Origin of the sequence: Burkholderia sp. SJZ089, from assembly GCF_007828315.1 — a bacterium.
Lineage (GTDB): Bacteria > Pseudomonadota > Gammaproteobacteria > Burkholderiales > Burkholderiaceae > Burkholderia > Burkholderia gladioli.
Window position 1 is genome coordinate 228,741 of record NZ_VIUM01000013.1, and the last position, 19,497, is coordinate 248,237.

17 protein-coding genes are annotated in these 19,497 nt (G+C 70.7%); 8 read left to right on the top strand and 9 right to left on the bottom strand.

Annotation, left to right across the window (positions count from 1 at the left end; all coding sequences use genetic code 11):
- Positions 1-148 precede the first annotated feature (148 nt).
- Complete coding sequence (locus tag FB600_RS24025; RefSeq protein WP_096749645.1) at positions 149-1,060, bottom strand: LysR family transcriptional regulator; 912 nt, start codon at positions 1,058-1,060, stop codon at positions 149-151.
- A gap of 172 nt (positions 1,061-1,232) precedes the next feature.
- On the opposite strand from FB600_RS24025, the gene FB600_RS24030 reads away from it, so the two are divergent.
- Positions 1,233-2,021, top strand: a complete 789-nt coding sequence (locus FB600_RS24030) for a sulfite exporter TauE/SafE family protein (RefSeq protein WP_145757391.1) — start codon at positions 1,233-1,235, stop codon at positions 2,019-2,021.
- Positions 2,022-2,255: 234 nt separating this feature from the next.
- Here the strand turns inward: FB600_RS24030 and FB600_RS24035 are convergent, their stop codons facing one another.
- A complete protein-coding gene (locus FB600_RS24035; protein ID WP_036038124.1) occupies positions 2,256-2,612 on the bottom strand; it encodes a BON domain-containing protein in 357 nt (118 codons plus the stop codon).
- 421 nt (positions 2,613-3,033) lie between these two features.
- Here FB600_RS24035 and FB600_RS24040 point away from each other — a divergent pair, with 421 nt between their 5' ends.
- The 3 genes from FB600_RS24040 (at position 3,034) to FB600_RS24050 (ending at position 6,364) form a co-directional block, all read left to right on the top strand.
- Positions 3,034-4,530 carry a TAXI family TRAP transporter solute-binding subunit gene (locus tag FB600_RS24040; RefSeq protein WP_145757390.1) on the top strand — a complete coding sequence of 499 codons (1,497 nt, stop codon included), beginning with the start codon at positions 3,034-3,036 and terminating at the stop codon, positions 4,528-4,530.
- Between the two features lie 100 nt (positions 4,531-4,630).
- On the top strand, positions 4,631-5,269 hold the full coding sequence (locus FB600_RS24045) for a 2-hydroxychromene-2-carboxylate isomerase (RefSeq protein WP_145757389.1): 639 nt from the start codon (positions 4,631-4,633) through the stop codon (positions 5,267-5,269).
- A gap of 108 nt (positions 5,270-5,377) precedes the next feature.
- Positions 5,378-6,364: a LysR family transcriptional regulator gene (locus FB600_RS24050; RefSeq protein WP_013696806.1), complete on the top strand. Its 987-nt coding sequence runs from the start codon at positions 5,378-5,380 to the stop codon at positions 6,362-6,364.
- Positions 6,365-6,376: 12 nt separating this feature from the next.
- On the opposite strand, the gene FB600_RS24055 is transcribed toward FB600_RS24050, so the two are convergent.
- The 5 genes from FB600_RS24055 to xdhA all read right to left on the bottom strand — a co-directional run bounded on the left by FB600_RS24055 (position 6,377) and on the right by xdhA (position 12,355).
- Positions 6,377-6,793: a polyketide cyclase gene (locus tag FB600_RS24055; RefSeq protein WP_047835901.1), complete on the bottom strand. Its 417-nt coding sequence runs from the start codon at positions 6,791-6,793 to the stop codon at positions 6,377-6,379.
- A gap of 99 nt (positions 6,794-6,892) precedes the next feature.
- Positions 6,893-7,711, bottom strand: a complete 819-nt coding sequence (locus FB600_RS24060) for a substrate-binding domain-containing protein (RefSeq protein ID WP_013696804.1) — start codon at positions 7,709-7,711, stop codon at positions 6,893-6,895.
- 121 nt (positions 7,712-7,832) lie between these two features.
- Positions 7,833-8,441 (bottom strand): xanthine dehydrogenase accessory protein XdhC, encoded by a 609-nt coding sequence (gene xdhC / locus FB600_RS24065; RefSeq protein WP_047835903.1) that lies wholly within the window; start codon positions 8,439-8,441, stop codon positions 7,833-7,835.
- A complete protein-coding gene (xdhB, locus tag FB600_RS24070) occupies positions 8,438-10,798 on the bottom strand; it encodes a xanthine dehydrogenase molybdopterin binding subunit (RefSeq protein ID WP_145757388.1) in 2,361 nt (786 codons plus the stop codon). The genes xdhC and xdhB overlap by 4 nt, the downstream gene beginning before the upstream one ends.
- A gap of 24 nt (positions 10,799-10,822) precedes the next feature.
- Positions 10,823-12,355 (bottom strand): xanthine dehydrogenase small subunit, encoded by a 1,533-nt coding sequence (xdhA, locus tag FB600_RS24075; protein WP_098154496.1) that lies wholly within the window; start codon positions 12,353-12,355, stop codon positions 10,823-10,825.
- Positions 12,356-12,645: 290 nt separating this feature from the next.
- Between xdhA and FB600_RS24080 the strand changes: the two genes are divergently transcribed.
- A complete protein-coding gene (locus tag FB600_RS24080) occupies positions 12,646-13,863 on the top strand; it encodes an MFS transporter (protein WP_013696800.1) in 1,218 nt (405 codons plus the stop codon).
- 118 nt (positions 13,864-13,981) lie between these two features.
- Here FB600_RS24080 and FB600_RS24085 read toward each other — a convergent pair whose 3' ends face one another.
- Together FB600_RS24085 and FB600_RS24090 are read right to left on the bottom strand one after the other, a co-directional pair.
- Complete coding sequence (locus FB600_RS24085; RefSeq protein WP_098181285.1) at positions 13,982-15,193, bottom strand: pyridoxal-phosphate-dependent aminotransferase family protein; 1,212 nt, start codon at positions 15,191-15,193, stop codon at positions 13,982-13,984.
- A 56-nt stretch (positions 15,194-15,249) separates the two neighbouring features.
- Positions 15,250-15,498, bottom strand: coding sequence for a hypothetical protein (locus FB600_RS24090; protein WP_036038141.1), 249 nt, complete (start codon positions 15,496-15,498; stop codon positions 15,250-15,252).
- A 435-nt stretch (positions 15,499-15,933) separates the two neighbouring features.
- Here FB600_RS24090 and FB600_RS24095 point away from each other — a divergent pair, with 435 nt between their 5' ends.
- The 3 genes from FB600_RS24095 (at position 15,934) to FB600_RS24105 (ending at position 19,272) form a co-directional block, all read left to right on the top strand.
- Entirely contained in the window at positions 15,934-16,905 is a 972-nt protein-coding gene (locus tag FB600_RS24095) for a LysR family transcriptional regulator (protein WP_013696798.1), read from the top strand.
- A gap of 339 nt (positions 16,906-17,244) precedes the next feature.
- The gene (gene bluB, locus FB600_RS24100; protein WP_098181286.1) at positions 17,245-17,907 is read left to right on the top strand and encodes a 5,6-dimethylbenzimidazole synthase; all 663 of its coding nucleotides are present in this window, start codon (positions 17,245-17,247) and stop codon (positions 17,905-17,907) included.
- A gap of 195 nt (positions 17,908-18,102) precedes the next feature.
- A complete protein-coding gene (locus FB600_RS24105) occupies positions 18,103-19,272 on the top strand; it encodes an MFS transporter (protein WP_105820210.1) in 1,170 nt (389 codons plus the stop codon).
- Positions 19,273-19,497 lie beyond the last annotated feature (225 nt).

Sequence of the window (19,497 nt, forward strand, 5' to 3'; positions counted from 1 at the left end):
CCGAACATACGTTTCAATCATCGCCACCATCTCAACCACGATAATCGACGCGATCAGGCTCCGCCAATTCAAATCGGCGAATTGAATTTTCTTAAACTTCCAACGTTATCGTCGGATCAATAAAGCCGCCCGCCCTTGCGCGAAGCACTCAGGCGGCGGCACGCGAGGCGGCCGCCACGCCGAGCATCGCCTCGACGAAGGCGACGAAGGCCCGCGCGCGCGATGGTGCGAGACGCCCGGCCGGAAACACGGCCCACAGTTCGACGGGCGGCAGCGTCCAGTCATCCAGCACGCTAAGCAGGCGAGCGTCGCGCAGCGCGTCGGCGAACAGCCATTCCGAGCCGATCGCCAGGCCCAGCCCGGCCAGCGCGGCGGCCCGCACGCCTTCGGCCTCGCGCACGCGCAGCCGGCCCGAGGTCTCCACCGCCAACTCGGTGCCGTGACGCCGGAATTTCCAGGTCGCGCCGCCGGCGCGCCGGTCCAGCACCACCACCTGGTGCCGGGCCAGATCCTCGGGCGTGCGCGGCAGCCCGGCACGCCGCAGATAGGCCTGCGAACCGACCACCCGCCGCGGGCTCTCGCCGATCTTGCGCGAGGCCGCCATGCCGTCGCCCGCGGCATGGCCGATCCGCAACGCGACGTCGACGCGCTCGACGGCCAGGTCGGTATGACGATCGTCGAGCAGCAGCTCGACCGTGAGATCGGGGTGATCGTCGAGGAACCCCTGGATCGCGGGCAGCACGTGCAGGCGCGCGAAGCTGCCCGCCACCAGCACCCGCAGCGTCCCGGTCAGGCCCCCGCCGACGCCGCGCGCGGCCTGCTCCGCTTCCTGCGCGTCGTCGAGCAGGCGGCGCGCGCGCTCGTAATAATGCTGGCCGGCCTCGCTCGGCGCGAGCCCGCGCGGGCCGCGCGCAAGCAGGGCCACGCCGACCTGCCGTTCCAGCCCCGTCACCGCCCGCGAGACCGCGCCCGGGCCAAGCCCGAGCCGGCGCGCGGCCGCCGCGAACGAGCCGGCCTCGACGACGGCGACGAATGTTTCCATGGCGCTCAGACGGTCCATCGAGATGCCCTCCCGCGACGATCGTCAAACCAGCATAGCAGCCGGCCGCGACGATGCACGGCGCGCGCATGCAGGTCCGGCCCCGCCGCCGCGACGGAGATTCCCACGCCGACGCGCCAGTTTTGAGACAATGCCGGGTTCCGACCCGCGCACAACCTTCCGAGCCCCGCCGATGTCGTTTCCCCATATCGATCTGCTGTACACCGTCTCCGGCCTGTTCGTCGGCTTCCTGGTCGGCCTGACGGGGGTCGGCGGCGGCTCGCTGATGACGCCGATCCTGGTGCTGCTGTTCAACGTTCATCCGGCCACCGCGGTCGGCACCGACCTGCTCTACGCGGCCGCCACCAAGGCGACCGGCACCCTGGTGCACGGCGCCAAGGGCACGGTCGACTGGCGCATCACCGGCCGGCTCGCGGCGGGCAGCGTGCCGGCCGCCGCCGTGACGCTGTGGATGCTGCACGCGCACGGCTTCGGCGCGGCCTCCACCAACCGGCTGATCCAGGTGGTGCTGGGCGCCGCGCTGCTGCTGACCTCGGTGGCGCTGGTGTTCCGCCCGCAGCTGGCCGCCTTCGCCTCGCGCCACGCGCTCGCCCCCAATCCGCTGCGCACCGTCGTGCTGACGGTGCTGACCGGCGTGGTGCTCGGCGTGCTGGTCTCGCTGACTTCGGTGGGTGCCGGCGCGATCGGCGTGACGGTGCTGCTGCTGCTCTACCCGACCCTGTCGACCACGCGCATCGTCGGCTCCGACATCGCGCACGCGGTGCCGCTCACCCTGGTCGCCGGAATGGGCCATTGGCTGCTCGGCTCGGTCGACTGGTCGATGCTGGTCTCGCTGCTGCTGGGCTCCCTGCCGGGCATCGTGGCCGGCAGCCATCTGTCGGCGCGCGCGCCCGAGCGACTGCTGCGCAACGTGCTGGCCGCCACGCTGGTGCTGGTCGGGCTCAAGCTGGTGACGTCCTGAGCCAGGCACGGCAGGCGGCAAGGCGCGCGAACGTCCGCGGGCAAGCGAAAGGCTGGCGGGAAGGAAGCAAGGGGAAACCAGGCGGGAAGCGTGGGCGGCAACCGTGCCCCGAAGGGATCAAGCGGAAAGAAAACTGCCGGGAAGGCCGAGGCCCGAATGAGAGCCGGCGCCAGCCCAGGCGGGCACGGCGCCGGATGCGCAGGCGGAGCGGCCCGGCCGCCCCGCGCGGGAGGCTTACTGCTGCTGCACGGTCAGCTTGTTGTCGACCGAGGTGACGCCCGCCACGCCCTTGGCGGCTTCGCCGGCCTTGTCGATCTGCGACGCGTCGGGCACCGTGCCCTGCAGCGAGATCGCGCCGCCCTTCGAGCGGACGGTGATGTTCGACACGTCGATGCCGCCGGCCTTGGTGATGGCCTTGCGCACCGCGTAACCGAGCTTGCGGTTGTCCTTGCGCGCCGCCTTCTTGGCGGCCTTCGCGGCGGCCGGCGTCGAGGCGCCGGCGGCGGCATCGCTCGCCTGCGCATAGACATTGCCGCAAACCAGCGCTGCCACCACCGCGCTACCCAGTGCCTTCCACACGATCGACTTCATGTTTTCTCCTTGTGATTCCGGAAACGGCCGCACCGAAAAGGCGGCCGCACTACCCCCAGTCAACGGCCGGCGACGAATGCCGTCGGCCGACGTTTTCACGGAGCATGCGAGAGGCGCTGCGTTCGCCCGGCGCGCGCGGCGGGCCGGACTGCCGGACCGGCTCCGACGCGCGCCCGGTCTGCTTGAATTTCACGCCGGGTCGCGCCGCGACGGATAGGGTGCGGCTGCGACGCACAATGTAATCCAGCGGCACGCGAAGCGCAAAGGATTTGCGCTCCGGATCAACCCCGCCCCGCCGGGCCATCCGGACCTTCCCGAATCCCGCCACGGGCGTGCCGCAGCGCCGGCGAACTCGGGTACCATCGCAGCCATTCCGGCGCGTCGCGACGCGTCGCGCCATCCCGCCCCCGCATCCACGCCGATGAACGACCGTTCGCCCCGCTCCCGTCGCCCGCACCGGATCCTGGCCCGCTTCGTCGCGGTGTCGTGGCGCGACCTCGCGATGTCGTTCGGCCCCGCGCTGCTGCTCGGCACCGCGGCGATCTGGCTCGCGATCCGGCTGATCCAGCCGGCCCCGCCCACCCACCTGACGCTCTCGGCGGGCCCGCCCGGCAGCACCAACTGGTCGGCCGCGCAGAAGTACAAGCACATCCTCGCCAAGAACGGCATCACGCTCGAGGTGCTGCCCTCGGAAGGCTCGGCGCAGAACCTGCAGCGCCTGCTCGATCCGGCCGGGCACGTGGACGTCGCCTTCGTGCAGAGCGGCGTGGAGCAGAAGGGGCAGTCGGACCAACTGGTGTCGCTGGGCAGCGTCGGCTACGTGCCGATCGCGATCCTCTACCGCGGCCCGGTGATCGAGCGGCTCTCGCAGTTCCGCGGCAAGCGTCTCGCGCTCGGCCCCGACGGCAGCGGCTCGCACGAGCTCGGCCTGGCCCTGCTCAAGCTCAACGGCATCGTGCCGGGCGGCGCCACCAGCCTGCTGCCGCTGGCCGGCGAGGATGCCGCCCACGCGCTGCTCGACGGGCGCATCGACGCGGCCTTCCTGTCCGGCGACTCGACCCAGATCCCGGTGATGGCCAAGCTGTTCCGCGCGCCCGGCATCCATTTCTATTCGTTCGCCCAGGCCGAGGCCTATGCGCGCCGGCTCTCCTACCTGACCGACATCACGCTGCCGATGGGCGTCTACGACCCCGGCACCAACCTGCCCTCGACCAACATCCACACGCTCTCGCCGACCGTTGAGCTGATCGCGCGCGATTCGCTGCACCCGGCGCTGTCGGACCTGCTGATCGAGGCCGCGCGCGAGGTGCACGGCCATTCGACGATCCTGCAGCGCGCCGGCGAATTCCCCTCGCCCGTCACGCACAGCAGCATCCCGCTGTCCGACGACGCCGCGCGCTACTACAAGTCGGGCAAGACCTTCCTGTACCGGCAACTGCCGTTCTGGGTGGCGAGCCTGGTCGACCGGCTGCTGGTGATCGTGGTGCCGCTGGTGGTGGTGCTGATCCCGGGCCTGCGCTTCGTCCCACTGCTGTACGGCTGGCGCGTGCGCTCGCGGATCTACCGCTGGTACGGCGCGCTGATCACGCTGGAGCGCAGCGCGCTGGGCGAGCTGTCGCCGCGCGATCGGCTGGTGCTGCTCGAGAAGCTCGACGACGTGGAGGATTCGGTCAACCGCATGAAGATGCCGCTCGCCTACGCGGGACAGTTCTACGTGCTGCGCGAGCACATCGGCTTCGTGCGCGAGCGCCTGCTCTCGCAGGACGACACGCGCGGCGCGGCGGGCGCCGCCGGGCAGCCGGATGCAACGACGGCGAGACCCGAGGCCGATTCCGCGGTCGATTCCCAAGCCGGCCCCGCGCGCGATGCCGTGCCGGCCTTCCCCGCCGCGCCGGGCCCGGCACGGGGCGACGCCTGAGCGGCCATCCCGCCGCGATTGCTGCAATCGCGCTCGCCATTGCGTACCATGACGGCTCGTGGGCCCAGCGGCCCCGCGCCTTTGCACAGGAGATTGCTAGATGACCGTGGGCCACGACGCCAGCCAGCCGCGCTGGTATTACGATTTCCTGTCGCCGTTCACGTACCTGCTGCTCGAGCAGCAAGACAAGTGGCCGAGCATGCCGTTCGAGCCGGTGCCGGTCTCGCTGCCGGTGCTGCAGCATCACTGGGGCCAGCGTCCGATGTACGACGTGCCGGCCAAGCGCGTGTTCACCTACCGCCACGCGCTGTTCCGCGCCGACCAGCTCGGCATCCCGTTCCGCATGCCGCCCGCGCATCCCTTCGATTCGACCCAGGCGCTGCGGCTCGCGGTGGCGATCTCGGCCGATCTCGCCACGGTGCGCGAGATGTTCCGCTTCATCTGGCGCGAAGGGCGCGACCCGACCAGCGAGGAGGGCTTCGCCGCGCTCTGCGAACGGGTGGGCGTGACGCCCGACGATCCGCACCTGGATTCGGCGCAGACCCGCGAACAACTGGAGCGCAATACGCAGGACGCGATCGCGCTCGGCGTGTTCGGCGTGCCGACCTTCTGGATGAACCGCCAGTTGTTCTGGGGCGAGGACGCGTTGCCGATGGTGCTGTATTGCGCGCGCACGCCGAACTGGCTCGAATCGAAGGAAGTGAAGCGCATCAGCACGCTGCCGCCCGGCCGGCGCTGACGCACGCGCGCCCAAGCGCGCCGCCCTGATACTGCGCATAGCGCGCGCCTGACCGCGCGCGCGAGCGGCTCCGGTATCGTAGGTGCGACGCCCCCCGCTCCCCCGCCGATGCCTCCCGACGACGATACCGCCGACAGCCGCACCGCCTCGCTCGACATCTGGCTCGTGCGGGTGCTGCGCACCCTGCTGCTGGAGCGCAGCGTCACCCAGGCGGCGCTGCGCCTGAACCAGACCCAGCCGGCGGTCAGCACCGCGCTGCGGCGGCTGCGCGAGATCCTCAACGATCCGATCCTGGTGCGCGGCAAGTCGGGCATGGTGCCGACCGAATACGGCGCCTCGCTGCTCGAGGCATCGCAGCGCGCGCTGCGCGAGGTCGACTTCATCGCCACCCCGCATGGCGAGTTCGATCCGGCCAGCTCGCGCCGCCGCTTCCGGATCGCCGCGCCCGACTACCTGAACGATTTCTTCATGCCGACCCTGATCGCGCGCTTTCGCGAGGCGGCGCCGCTCGCGCAACTGGAGATCGATTCGCTGAATCCGGCGCTCGACCACGCCGCCGCGCTCGACTCGGGCGAGCTCGACCTGGTGATCGCGAACTGGCCGCGGCCGGACCCGCGCTTCGTGCGCAGCAGCCTGTTCTCGGACACGGTGGTCTGCCTGATGCGCGACACGCACCCGCTGGCCGACGCGCCGCTCACCCGCGAAGCCTACGCGGCGGCGGCGCACCTGGCGCCCACGCCCTATACCGGCGCGGCGCGCAATGCCATCGAGATCGGGCTGGCGCGCGCCGGGCTCGAGCGCCGCGTCGTCGCGACCCTGCCCTACTTCGGCGTGGTGCCGCAGGTGCTGCTGCAATCCGACCTGATCTTCACCACCACGCGCCGCTTCGCCACCCACTACGCGCAGATGCTGCCGCTGGTGATCGCCGAGCCGCCGATCCCGTTTCCGCGCATTCAGTGCTACCAGCTCGCGCATCCGCAGCCGGACCGGCCCACCGATCTCGCCTGGCTGCGCGCCCTGGTGCAATCGGTCTCCGATTCGCTGACCGCCGCGCGCAAACCGCGCCAGCCACGCTCATCGCGCGCCAAGGCCTGATCAGGCCGAAAATCAGGCCGTGACCCAGGTTTCCTGCAGATGGACCCAGCGGATCTCGCTGCCGGCCGATCCGTCGCCCGCCTCGCGCGCGAGCACCGCCGTCGAGCGCCGCGAGCGCAGCGGGCCGCTCGCATCGCGCTGGTGCTCGTCATAGCCGATCGCCGCGCCGCCGTCCCAGGCGGCGATCACGCGCATCGCCGAGAAGCTGATCGCGAGCCCCGGCTTGACGCCCGCCAGCCGCGCGAACAGCGCGCGCGTGGCGGCCCGGTCGAGCTGCGAGCCGTCGGTGCCGATCATCGTGAAGGACGGCGCGAAGCGCGCCATCAGCGCGTCGAGCGCGGCCTCGCCGCGATCGGTGCCGGCCAGCCAGGCCTCGATCTCGGCGCAGCTCGCCGCGATCATGTCGAAGTAGGAAGCGCAATCGCGCATCGGCAGTCCACGGAAAAGACAAGCGGCCGCGCGAGGCGGCCGCCTGGGGTTGAAGGTACGACAGACGATAGCAGGAATGCGGCGAAGCTTGCGCTCGGCTCAGTGCGCGGCAACCGGATCGAGCCCGGTGGCCTCCACGTCGGCGCGCGCGGCCGGCGAGGCGAGGAACTCCAGCAGCTTGCGCGCCTCGGCCGGATGCTGCGCGCCGACCGGAATGCCGGCCGCGTAGCGGGTCACCGACTGCAGCGATTCGGGAATCCGCCCGGCGAAGCTCACGCCCTGCACCGGCAGCAATTCAGCGACCTGCTGGAAGCCCAGCGCATAGGTGCCGTCGGCCACCTTCGAGGCCACCGGCACGCGCGGCACCTTGGTCGCCTTGGGCTTCATCTGCGCGGCGATGCCGAGCTTCTCGAACAGCTCGCGCTCGATATAGACGCCGCTCGCGCTGTCCGAGTAGGCCACCGAGGGCGCGGCCAGCAGCGCGGCCTTGAGCGCCTCGGGCGTGCTGACATCGGGCACCGGCGCGCCGGCCTTCACCACCGCGCCGATCCGCGAATCGGCCAGCTCCACGCGCGAGTCGGCGCGTACCTTGCCGGCCGCGATCAGCTTGTCGAGCGCGTAGCCGACCATGATCACCACGTCGGCCGGCTCGCCGCGCGCGAGGCGATTCGGGATCGCCTGCGGGGTCTCGCCCATCGAGGGGCCGTAGATGATGTCGAGCGTGTCGCCGCTGGCGGCCGTGAATTTCGGCGCGAGGCGCTGGTAGGCGGCGGTGAAGCCGCCGGAATTCATCACGTGCAGCTCGGCGGCGCCGGCGGGGGAGATCGCACCGCCGAGGGCGGCGGCCAGGCCCAGCGTCAGCGTGGCGAGAGCAGCGGGCACGGCACGGCCGCGCGGGGAATCGGGATGTCTGGGCATTGTTGTCGGAAGCAGCCGTCGGGGCCGTGTCTGGAAAAGGTGCCGGCTATCTTCGCGAAAATGCGCCGGTTTGAAAAGGGGCGGCTGCGCCGGGATGGCAAGCGCCGGCCCGGGCGCCGCCCTAGATATCGCCGAGCAGCAAGGCACCTGACAAGTCGGCCGGAACGGCCGCCGCCGGCTTGCGCCAGGCGCGCGCGGCGCCATTGCGGGCCTGCAGCAGCTCGGCGCAGACCGCCACCGCGATGGCCGGCGGCGCCTTGTCGACGATCCCGCTCACGCCGATCGGGCAGACCATGTCGGCCACGCGCTCGGGCGCGACGCCGCGATCGATCAGCCGCCGCTCGAACCTCACGCGCTTGGTGCGCGAGCCGATCATGCCGAAGTAGGCGAAGTCGTCGCGACGCAGGATCCGCTCGGCCAGCGCGAAATCGAGCGCGTGGTTGTGCGTCATGACCAGGAAGCAGCTGCCCGGCGGCGCCGCGTCGACCACCGCGTCGGGCGTGTCGGTGGGCTCGGGCTGCACGTTGGGCGGCACCTCGTCGGGAAAGCACTCGTCGCGCGTGTCGATCCATTGCACCAGGCAGGGCAGGTGCGCGAGCAGCGCGACCAGCGCATGGCCGACATGGCCGGCGCCGAACAATACCACGTGCATCGGCGCCGGGCGGGCTGCCGCGCCGCGCTGCCGGCCGGCCAGCGGCGCCGGCGTCGCGAGGCGAGCGGACGGGTTCATGTGCGCGCTCCCTCGGCCTCGATGCGCGCGGCGCGCACCGCCTGCACCGCCTTGAGGATCGCCTCGCCGGTGGCCGGCGCGTTCAGCGGCGGCTGCACGCGATAGTCGCCGACCGCCGCCACCGCGTCGCGCACCGCGAAGAACACCGAGAACGGCAGCAGCAGCGGCGGCTCGCCGACCGCCTTGGAGCGGTGGATGCTGTCCTCGACGTTGCGGTTGCGGAACAACTCGACCTTGAACTCGGGCGGCGTGTCGTTGACGGTCGGGATCTTGTAGGTCGAGGGAGCATGCGTCATCAGCTTGCCGCCCGCGTTCCACCAGAGCTCCTCGGTGGTCAGCCAGCCCATGCCCTGGATGAAGGCGCCCTCCACCTGCCCCTTGTCGAGCGCCGGGTTCAGCGAGGCGCCCACGTCGTGCAGCGCATCGACGCGCAGCACCCGCATCTCGCCGGTCAGCGTGTCGATCACTACCTCGCTGACGGCCGCGCCGTAGGCGTAGTAGAAGAACGGCCGCCCCTGCAGCTTCGCCTGGTCCCAGTACAGCTTGGGCGTGGCGTAGAAGCCGTCGGACCACAGCTGCACGCGCGCCAGGTAGGCCTTGGCCACCACCTCGCCGAACGGCAGCGCGGTGTCGCCGAGCCAGACGGCGTCGTTGACGAAGCGCACCTCCGAGGCGGCCAGCCGGCCCTCGCCGAGCTTCTCGGCGGCGAAGCTCGCCAGCCGTTCGCGCAACTGGCGCGCGGCATCCTGGGCGGCCTTGCCGTTCAGGTCCGAGCCGGTCGAGGCGGCGGTGGCCGAGGTATTGGCGACCTTGCTGGTATCGGTGGCGCTCACCCGCACCCGGCCGAACGCGACGCCGAGCTCGTGCGCCACCACCTGCGCGACCTTGGTATTGAGGCCCTGGCCCATCTCGGTGCCGCCGTGGTTCACCAGGATCGAGCCGTCGGTATAGATATGCACCAGCGCGCCGGCCTGGTTGAAGTGCGCGACGTTGAAGGCGATGCCGAACTTGACCGGCGTGATCGCGATGCCCTTCTTCAGCACCGCGTTGGCCGCGTTGAACTCGCGCACCGCGGCGCGGCGCGCGCGATAGCCGCTGGTCGCCTCGAGCTCGCCGAGCAGCTCGTGCAGCACGTTGTCCTCGATGGTCTGCCCGTAGGGCGTGACGTTGTTGGCGTCCTTGCCGTAGAGGTTCCGGTAGCGCACGTCGAGCGGATCGAGATCCAGCGAGCGCGCCACGTTGTCGATGATGTACTCGATCGCGAACGCGCCCTGCGGGCCGCCGAAGCCGCGGAACGCGGTGTTCGACTGCGTGTTGGTCTTGCCGCAATGGCCGGCGATCGTCACGTCGGGCAGCCAGTAGGCATTGTCGAAATGGCAGACCGCGCGCGTCATCACCGGGCCCGACAGGTCGGCCGAGAAGCCGCAGCGCGAGGTCATGTCGACCGACACGCCGTCGATGCGCCCGCTCACGTCGTAGCCGACCTCGTAGCGGTAATGGAAGTCGTGCCGCTTGCCGGTGATCATCATGTCGTCATCGCGGTCGGGACGCAGCTTGATCGGGCACAGCAGCTTCCAGGCCGCCACCGCCGCGCAGCAGGCGAAGATGCCCGACTGCGATTCCTTGCCGCCGAAGCCGCCGCCCATGCGCCGGCATTCCACCAGCACGTTGTGCGAGGCCACGCCGAGCACGTGCGCCACCAGATGCTGCATCTCGCTGGGGTGCTGGGTCGAGCAGTGCACGTGCATGCCGTCGTCGTCCTTGGGCACCGCGTAGGCGATCTGGCCTTCCAGGTAGAACTGCTCCTGGCCGCCCAGCGTCATCTCGCCGGCGTCGTGGAAGGCGGCCGCGGTGGCCCTGGCGGCGGCATCGCCGCGCGCCAGGCGCATCGGCGGCAGCACGTAGGACTGCGCGGCGCGCGCCTCCTGCGCGGTGAGGATCGCCGGCAGCGCCTCGTATTCGATCTTGCCGCGCCGCGCGGCGAGCCGCGCCACCTCGTGCGAGGTGGCGACCACGATGAAGATCGGCTGGCCGACGAACTGCACCAGGCCGTCGGCCAGCACCGGGTCGTCGTGCAGGATCGGGCCGCAGTCGTTGACGCCGGGGATGTCGTCGGCGGTGAACACCGCCACCACGCCCGGGGTGGCGCGCACCGCCTCCAGGTCGGTCGAGACGATGCGCGCGTGGGCCTGGCTGCTGAGCCCGAGCGCGGCATGCAGGGTGCCGGCGGCCACCGGGATGTCGTCGGTATAGGTGGCGCGTCCGCTCACGTGCAGGTGCGCGGATTCGTGCGGACGCGAGACATGGACCTGGCGGAAATCGAGATCCTGCAGGAACGGTTCGGCTTGCTGATTCATGATGAAGTCTCCGTATCCTCGGGCTCAGGCGCCGGCCGGCGCGGCGGCCACGCAGCGCACGTTCAGCGCCTCGGGCGCGAGCGGCGCGTCCGGGCGCGTCTCCAGCCAGAAGCGGTAGAGCAGGTTGCGGGCGGCCTCGAGCCGGTAGCTGTTGGTGGCGCGCATGTCGGACAGCGGCGCGTAATCGCGTTCGAAGGCCTGCATCGCGGCCTGGGCGCTGGCCTCGTGCCAGAGCGCGCCGTCCAGCACCGCCTCCACGTGGGCGGCGCGCTTGGGCGTGGCGGCCATGCCGCCGAAGGCGATGCGCGGCTCGCGGATGGTCTCGCCGTCGGCGATGAAGGCGAAGGCCGCGCAGACCGCCGAGATGTCCGAGTCGAAGCGCTTCGAGAGCTTGTAGGTGCGGAACCGCAGCCGCTCGCGCTCGCCGCTGCGCAGCGGCACGCGCAGCGCGGCGACGAACTCGTCGGCGGCCATGTCCTTCTTCTGGTAGGCGAGGTAGAAGTCCTCCAGCGCCAGCTCGCGCGAGGCCTCGGGCCCGCGCAGCACCACCCGCGCGCCGAGCGCGATCAGGCCCGGCATCGAGTCGCCGATCGGCGAGCCGTTGGCGACGTTGCCGCCCAGCGTGCCGGCATTGCGGATCGGCAGCGAGGCGAAGCGCTTCCACATCTCGGTCAGTTCGGGATAGTGCCCGGCGAGCGCGGCATAGGCCTGCTCGACGCTCACCCCGGCACCGATCTCCAGCCAGCCGTCGCGTGCCTCCAGCCGGCGCAGCTCGGCCACCTGCCCGAGGTAGATCACGTCGCCGATGTCGCGCAACTGCTTGGTGACCCACAGGCCGATGTCGGTGCTGCCGGCCAGCAGGCGCGCCTCGGGCCTGGCGGCGCGCAGCGCGGCCAGCGCGTCGAGCTCGCGCGGCGCGTCGAAGCTGCGGCCGGCGTGCTCGTAGTGGAAGGTGTCGTCGCGGCGCAGCGTGGCCAGCGTGCGCGCCAACGCGGCCTCGTCGACGGGCGCCGCGGGCGGTGCCATCTCGAACATGCGCTCGGCGGCATCGACGATCGGCCGATAGCCGGTGCAGCGGCACAGGTTGCCGGTGAGCGCGTCGGCGATCTCGGTACGCGTGGGCGCCGCGCAGGCGCCGCCGGCGGTCCCGCAGCCACGCGCCGCGCCGCCGTGCTTCTCGTAGAGCGCCCACATCGACATCACGAAGCCGGGCGTGCAGAAGCCGCATTGCGAGCCGTGGCAGTCGACCATCGCCTGCTGCACCGGGTGCAGCGAGCCGTCGGGCTGGCGCAGGTCCTCGACGGTGTAGAGCGCGCGGCCGTCGAGGGTGGGCAGGAACTGGATGCAGGCGTTGACGGCCTTGAATTCGACGCCGCCGGCGGCGTTCAGCTCGCCGACCACCACGGTGCAGGCGCCGCAGTCGCCTTCGGCGCAGCCCTCCTTGGTGCCGGTGCAATGCGCATCCTCGCGCAGGTACTGCAGGACGGTGCGGGTCACGTCGGCGCCGCTGACTTCGCGGATCGCCTGGCGATGATAGAAACGGATCGGCTGGCTCATCGGGTGTCGCTGGGTTGGAATCGCGGGGAATCTCGGGCGGCCCGGACCGGGCCGCAAGGCGGTGGCGCCATTGCCGAGTCTATGCCCCGCAAGCTATCACCGCCGAAATTCGCAACCCATAGCGCGACACGCATGCGGCTCATACTGTCGCGCCAATATCGGGACGCAGCGATCGCGCCACAGCCGGGACGGACGTAACTAAACGGTCCATGCGCCGGGATCGGTTCCATGCAACAATTCGGGTTTATACGGACACGCTGTTCTGTCCCTCCCCGCTGGATTCCACCCACATGTCATCCGATTCTGCTTCGACCCCGCGCAGCGGCGCCTCGACGATGCTGCAGATCCTTTCCGTCGTCTCCTTCACCTTCGTCTGCTACCTGACGATCGGCCTGCCGCTGGCGGTCCTGCCGGGCTTCGTGCACGAGGAGCTGGGCTTGTCGGCGGTGATCGCGGGCGCGGCGATCAGCGTGCAGTACCTGGCGACGCTGGCCTCGCGGCCGCTGGCGGGCCGCTGCGCCGACACGCTGGGCCCGAAGCGCACGGTGCTGCGCGGCCTGCTCGGCTGCGGCGCGAGCGGCGCGCTGCTGCTGGTGGCGCTGCTGTTCGCGCACTGGCCGGCGGTGAGCCTGGTGCTGCTGGTGGCCAGCCGCCTGGTGCTCGGCGTCGGCGAGAGCCTGGTGGGCACCGGCGCGATCCTGTGGGGCATCGGCCGCGTCGGCGTCAGCAACAACGCGCGCGTGATCTCCTGGAACGGCATCGCCACCTACGGCGCGCTGGCGATCGGCGCGCCGCTGGGCGTGGCGATCGCGCATACGCTCAACGCGGCCCTGCTCGGCGTGCTGATGGTGGCGCTGGCCGCGCTCGGCTACTGGTTCGCGCTGCGCCTGGCGCCGGTGCCCGTGGTGCATGGCGAGCGCATGTCCTATGCCAGCGTGTTCACGCGCGTGCTGCCGCACGGCATCGGCCTGGCGCTCGGCTCGGCCGGCTTCGGCTCGATCTCCACCTTCATCGCGCTCTACTACGCGGCGCGCCACTGGCCCAACGCGGCGCTGTCGCTGACCGTGTTCGGCCTGCTGTTCATCGGCTCGCGCCTGCTGTTCGCCAACACCATCAAGAATTACGGCGGCTTCCGGGTGGCGATCGTCTCCTTCGTGGTCGAGTGCCTGGGCCTGCTGCTGCTCTGGCTGGCCCCGGTGCCGCACGTCGCGCTGGCCGGCGCCGCGCTGACCGGCTTCGGTTTCGCGCTGATCTTCCCGGCGCTCGGCGTCGAGGCCGTGGCCCTGGTGCCGCCGGCCAGCCGCGGCGCGGCGCTGTCGGCCTATTCGGTGTTCCTCGACCTCTCGCTGGGCGTGACGGGGCCGCTGGCGGGGTACGTGGCCGGCGAATTCGGCTATCCGCAGGTGTTCCTGTTCGCGGCGGTGGCCTCGGCAGCCGGCGTGGCGCTGTCGATCCTGCTCTACCAGCGGCAGGCGCGTCCCGGCGCACGAACCGGCGCCACCGCCTGACGCGGCGGGCGGGCATGAAAAACGGCGGCGGCCCCAAGGGCTCGCCGCCGTTTTTTTATCGACGCGCGGGGCGGCAGGCGCCGCCCCCTTTACCGCAGGCGCCGGCTCCGGTCATGGCTTACAGGCGGTTCGACAGCGCCTGCTCCAGCGCGGCGACGCCGCCCGACAGATCCACCGGCACCTTCAGGTCGACCATGGTGCGCCCGAAGGCATGCAGCGTGCGGAACAGGTTGTGTTCGCGGCACTGCTCGCCCATCTGGCCGATCCGCACGATCGGCGGCCCGAACGAGCCGGAGATCTCGACCTGGTACTGCTTGGAGATATGGCCGCAGATCAGGCTCGGCGTGAGCCCTTCCGGGGCGCGGATGCCGACCACCGAATTGAGCCGGCAGGCTTCGGGCGCGTAGAGTTCGAGCCCGAGCGCGGTGACGCCCGCCTGCAGCGCCAGCGAGCAGCGCTGGTGGCGCGCGTAGCGGCTTTCCAGGGTTTCCTGGCAGACCAGGCGCAGCGCCTCGTGCAGCGCCAGCACGCCCGAGACCGGCGCCGTGTAGTGATAACCGGCCTTGTGCCAGAAGTTCTCGGCCAGCGACATGTCGAGGCACCAGTGCGCGTTCAGCTCGGGGCGCTGCTTGGTGCGCTCCCAGGCATCCTCGGAGAAGGCCACCAGCGACACGCCGGGAATCGAGGACAGCCCCTTCTGGCCGCCCGTGATCACCGCGTCGATGCCCCAGGCGTCCATCTCGAGCGGCATGGTCGACAGCGTGCAGACCGCGTCCACCACCACCAGCGCGCCGGCCGCCTTGGCCAGCGCCGCGATCTCCTTCAACTGGCTGTTCCAGACCGTGTTCGAGGTCTCGCCATGGACGATGGTGACGATCTCGGGACGCTCGCGCGCGATCGCGGCGGCCACCGCCTCGAGGCTCGCGGCCTCGCGATCGGGCACGTCGAGGTAGCTGAGCTCGGCGCCGATGCGGGTGGCCATCTCGGCCATCCGCGCGCTGAAGAAGCCGTTGCGGATCGACAGCACGCGCGTGCCCCGCCAGGCGAGGTTCGAGATCGCCATCTCCATCGCGGCGGAGCCGGGGCCGGCCACGCCGAGCACCCACTTGGAGCGCGTCTGGAACACGTAGCGCGCCATCTCCTTGACCTGTTCGATGATCTTCGACATGGTCGCACCGAGGTGGTTGATCACGATCGCGTTCGCCTTGGCGACCGCGGCCGGGATCGGCACGGGGCCGGCCCCCATCATCAGGAGCGGTTCCTCGGGCAGGATCGCGTCGAGCGGGACCACCACGGGGCAGGGAATCGGCGAGTAATCGTTATGGGACATGGGCGTTGAGCGGCAGGAACGAGGGAAACATGGCGCGGGCGCGCCGGAACCTTCGATCATTCCGCGAACCGGGCCCGCGTGCAAGCCCCGTGCCGGCGCGCGCCGTTTCCGGGCGCGCGGCGGGCGAGGCGCCGGCCGGCTTCATGCAATCGATGCAGGACCATCATGCGCACCGCGAATGCCTGCGTATGCATGGCGCGAATCCACGCGGCGCCGCGCGCGGGGCGCGCCGAGCCGGGCCGATCGGCCGGCAGCCCCGCCGCGCGCGGCTCGGCGCGCCCCGCGCCGGCGCGTTCGCGCGCCAAGGTACCGATTCCCGATTATCGAAATGGGTGCCGACTCATTTATTTACCTGGCGCCATCGATCCGCGAAGGACCTCGCTTGATTCTTTTGCGCGCCACCTCATTCGGAATTGCGCCCCCTCGACATTCGCGGCATCACAAAAATCCAAAATTCTCCAAGCCCCCTCAAAATCCCTTGAATTTCCCGCAAAAGCCCACCAGACAAGGCGATAAAGCACTCATTCGAATTCCGAAACCGCGTTTCACTTCATCAAACCTGTTAAAAATACAGGCTAAATCTTCTCATTATTCGGTTGACTGGGTTCCCGATTTTATTGAACAATTTACCGCGCCGTGGGTATTACATAATTCCGACCCGAAGCTGATCCGACAGCGTTCGACGGGTGCTCGCAACACGGCAATTACACAAGCAAAATCATCGAACGGGCCGACAAGCTATGAACCAGATACAAACCATGAGGGTGTTCGTCTGCGTCGCCGAACTGCAGAGTTTCCGGCAGGCCGCGCGCAAGCTCGGCGTGTCGAACGCACTCGTCACGCGGTCGATTGCGATGCTGGAAACGCATCTGAACACTCGCCTGATCCATCGCACCACGCGCAATCTGTCGCTGACCGAGGCGGGTACCCGCTATCTCGACGGTTGCCGCGCCCTGCTCGAGGAATTCGATCATCTCGAGGCCTCGGTCGCGCATACCATTCGCGAGCCGGTCGGCACCTTGCGGATCGTGGTGTCGGGCTCGCTGTCGCCGCAGCGGCTCACGCCGCTGGTCGACGGCTTCCGCCGCCAGTACCCCAAGGTGCGCGTGCAACTGACCGTCGCCGACGGCCCGATCGACGGGCTCGACACCGCCTACGACGCGGCCATCATCGCCGGGCGCAAGATCGAGGACGGCGCGGCACTGGTCAGCCACGCGCTCGCCCCCGATCCGTTCGTCGCGGTCGCCTCGCCGGCCTACATCGAGCAGCGCGGCGAGCCGCATCGCCCGGACGAGCTCGCGCGCCACGCCGCGGTCACGCTGCCGCTCGACTCGCACGGCTTCGCCTGGCGCTTCGTCGACGCGGGCCGCTTCGCGCACCTGGTCACGCTGCAGCCGGCCTACACCATCAACGACGCCTGGCTGGTTCGCGCCGCCGTGATGGCCGGCTCCGGCATCGCGATCCTGCCCGAGAGCTTCGTGGCCGACGCGATCTCGCGCGGCGAACTGGTTCGCCTGCTGGCCGACTATCGGATCGACGATACCGACGCGCAGCTCGCGGTGGTCTATCCGAACCGTCAGTTCGTGCCGGCGCGCACGCGCAGCTTCGTCGAGCACGCGCTCTACCATTTCGGCGCGCGCTCGAACGGCCGCTACGGCTACGTGCACGACGCGATCGGCGAGCGCAGCGAGGTGGCCACCGGCCTGCAGTGATCGCGTGCGAGGACGGCCGGCGCCCGCGCGCCGTCACCGTCCTCGCTGCCCCAGGATGCGGCCAATAGCCGCAATCGGGGCCGCCGTCCCGCCTTCCGTCATCCGCGGACGACCCGGTGGCGGCCCCGATCGGCGCGGATCGACAAGTCCGCGCCTCGCGGCGGCCGGGTATTCCGGCCGCCGCTTCCAGCGCCCGCGCGCCGCCGCGACGGCGCCCTGCCATCCCTGCCCGCCGATGGAACCGTTCCCCGCCCGCCGACGCGGCCGCGGCGAGGGTCTGCTATCGTTGCGGGCTTCGGTCGCCGCCCCCCGGCGCCCGGCAGCCTGCGTCCCTTTCCCATGCGTTTCGACGATTCCTCGATCGCCGCCGTCTATCGCGCGATCTTCGAGCGGCGCGACATGCGCCACTTCACCGCCGAGCCGGTCGATCCGGCCGTGCTCGCGCGCCTGATCCGCGCCGCGCACCATGCTCCGAGCGTCGGCTTCATGCAGCCGTGGCGCTTCATCCGCGTGACCGAGCCCGCGCTGCGCGAGCGCCTCCACGCGATCGTCGAGGCCGAGCGCCGCGCCACCGCCGAGGCGCTTGGCGAGCGCCAGGACGAATTCATGCGCCTTAAGGTGGAGGGCATTCGCGAATGCGGCGAGATCCTGGTGGTCGCGCTCGGCGACGATCGCGAACGACACGTGTTCGGGCGCCGCACCCTGCCTGAAATGGACCTCGCCTCGGCGGCCTGCGCGATCCAGAACATGTGGCTGGCCGCGCGCGCCGAGGGGCTCGGCATGGGCTGGGTCTCGCTGTTCGACGTCGAGGCGCTGCGCAGCCTGCTGGGCATGCCCGAGGGCGCCAAGCCGATCGCCGTGCTCTGCCTGGGCCACGTCGACGCGTTCTATGCGCGCCCGATGCTCGAGGAGACACGCTGGGCCGAACGGCTGCCGCTCGAGGACTGCCTCTACGAAAACGGCTGGAACCAGCCGCCCGGGCCCGCCGAGCCGCAGCCCTGAGCGCCCCGTGGCGCGCCGCGGCCTGCCGTTCGATCCCGGCTGCGCGGCGCCCGCGCGTCGCCCGCAAGCAACAAGTAATCGGGCCCCATTCATTCGGGTTTTTACTGAGATAGAATCGCGCCTATCCCCGCCCGGCCGCCCGCGCGCCGCATCCCGCGACGCCCCGACCCGGCCCGTTTCTCCCGGACTTCCCCGATGCCGCTGCCCCTGTTCGCCCTCGCCATCGCCGCGTTTGGTATCGGTACCACCGAATTCGTGATCATGGGGCTGCTGCCCGACGTGGCGCGCGATCTCGCCGTCTCGATCCCGGCCGCCGGCCTGCTGGTTTCCGGTTACGCACTGGGCGTGACGATCGGGGCGCCGATCCTCGCCGTCGTCACCGCGAAAATGCCGCGCCGCCAGGCCCTGCTCGGCCTGATCGGGGTGTTCATCGCCGGCAACCTGCTGTGCGCGATCGCCCCCGGCTACGGCCTGCTGATGGCCGCCCGCGTGGTGACCGCGTTCTGCCACGGCGCCTTCTTCGGGATCGGCTCGGTGGTGGCCAGCAGCCTGGTGGTGCCCAATCGCCGCGCGCAGGCGATCGCGCTGATGTTCACCGGCCTGACCCTGGCCAACGTGCTGGGCGTGCCGCTGGGCACCGCGCTCGGCCAGGCCTTCGGCTGGCGCTCGACGTTCTGGGCGGTGACCGGCATCGGCGTGCTGGCGGCCGGCGCGCTCGCGCTGTGCCTGCCCCGGCAACTGGAGATGCCGCAGACCAGCATCGCGCGCGAATTCCGCGTGATGCGCAACCCGCAGGTGCTGATGGTGCTCGGCATCAGCGTGCTGGCCTCGGCCAGCCTGTTCTCGGTGTTCACCTACATCACGCCGATCCTCGAGGAGGTCACGCATTTCACGCCGCACGAGGTCACCCTGGTGCTGCTGCTGTTCGGCCTGGGCCTGACGGTGGGCGGCACGCTCGGCGGCAAGCTCGCCGACTGGCGCCGGATGCCCTCGCTGATCGCCTCGCTGGCGCTGATCGGGCTGGTGCAGGTGGTGTTCGCCGGCACCATGCACCTGCCGATCCCGCTGCTGGTGACGATCTTCCTGTGGGGCGTGCTGGCCTTCGCGATCGTGCCGATCGCGCAGATCCTGATCGTCGACCGCGCGATCGAGGCGCCCAACCTGGCCTCGACGCTGAACCAGGGCGCCTTCAACCTCGGCAATGCCACCGGCGCCTGGCTCGGCGGCATGGCGATCGGCGCGGGCGTGCCGCTCACGCAACTGCCCTGGGTCGGCGTCGCGATGGCAGTGGGCGCGCTGGCGCTGACGCTGTGGTCGGCCTCGCTGGAGCGGCGGCCGTTCGCGGGGCCCTCGACGCTGGCCTGAGCTTAAGGCGGCTCGCTGGCGCGGGCCTGACGCGCGCCGCGCCCGTCGAGCGCCAAGCCGCATCGATTCGATTGCCTCCTCGCGCGCATCAATTCAGATCGATGCGCGACGATTCCATCCCGACCGCGTCAGCTCGCGCCGTGCCCCGCCCGGCGCGCCGCACCTCTCCATCGTTCCTCCATCCGGCCTCCACGCCCGTCATGGCCCCGAACCGGGGCCCGGTGT

Excerpts from the sequence above, each read along its gene's own strand:
- FB600_RS24025 (WP_096749645.1), bottom strand. The coding sequence starts at position 1,060 with ATGGACCGTCTGAGCGCCATGGAAACATTCGTCGCCGTCGTCGAGGCC.
- FB600_RS24030 (WP_145757391.1), top strand. The coding sequence starts at position 1,233 with ATGTCGTTTCCCCATATCGATCTGCTGTACACCGTCTCCGGCCTGTTC.
- FB600_RS24035 (WP_036038124.1), bottom strand. The coding sequence starts at position 2,612 with ATGAAGTCGATCGTGTGGAAGGCACTGGGTAGCGCGGTGGTGGCAGCG.
- FB600_RS24040 (WP_145757390.1), top strand. The coding sequence starts at position 3,034 with ATGAACGACCGTTCGCCCCGCTCCCGTCGCCCGCACCGGATCCTGGCC.
- FB600_RS24045 (WP_145757389.1), top strand. The coding sequence starts at position 4,631 with ATGACCGTGGGCCACGACGCCAGCCAGCCGCGCTGGTATTACGATTTC.
- FB600_RS24050 (WP_013696806.1), top strand. The coding sequence starts at position 5,378 with ATGCCTCCCGACGACGATACCGCCGACAGCCGCACCGCCTCGCTCGAC.
- FB600_RS24055 (WP_047835901.1), bottom strand. The coding sequence starts at position 6,793 with ATGCGCGATTGCGCTTCCTACTTCGACATGATCGCGGCGAGCTGCGCC.
- FB600_RS24060 (WP_013696804.1), bottom strand. The coding sequence starts at position 7,711 with ATGCCCAGACATCCCGATTCCCCGCGCGGCCGTGCCGTGCCCGCTGCT.
- xdhC (WP_047835903.1), bottom strand. The coding sequence starts at position 8,441 with ATGAACCCGTCCGCTCGCCTCGCGACGCCGGCGCCGCTGGCCGGCCGG.
- xdhB (WP_145757388.1), bottom strand. The coding sequence starts at position 10,798 with ATGAATCAGCAAGCCGAACCGTTCCTGCAGGATCTCGATTTCCGCCAG.
- xdhA (WP_098154496.1), bottom strand. The coding sequence starts at position 12,355 with ATGAGCCAGCCGATCCGTTTCTATCATCGCCAGGCGATCCGCGAAGTC.
- FB600_RS24080 (WP_013696800.1), top strand. The coding sequence starts at position 12,646 with ATGTCATCCGATTCTGCTTCGACCCCGCGCAGCGGCGCCTCGACGATG.
- FB600_RS24085 (WP_098181285.1), bottom strand. The coding sequence starts at position 15,193 with ATGTCCCATAACGATTACTCGCCGATTCCCTGCCCCGTGGTGGTCCCG.
- FB600_RS24095 (WP_013696798.1), top strand. The coding sequence starts at position 15,934 with ATGAACCAGATACAAACCATGAGGGTGTTCGTCTGCGTCGCCGAACTG.
- bluB (WP_098181286.1), top strand. The coding sequence starts at position 17,245 with ATGCGTTTCGACGATTCCTCGATCGCCGCCGTCTATCGCGCGATCTTC.
- FB600_RS24105 (WP_105820210.1), top strand. The coding sequence starts at position 18,103 with ATGCCGCTGCCCCTGTTCGCCCTCGCCATCGCCGCGTTTGGTATCGGT.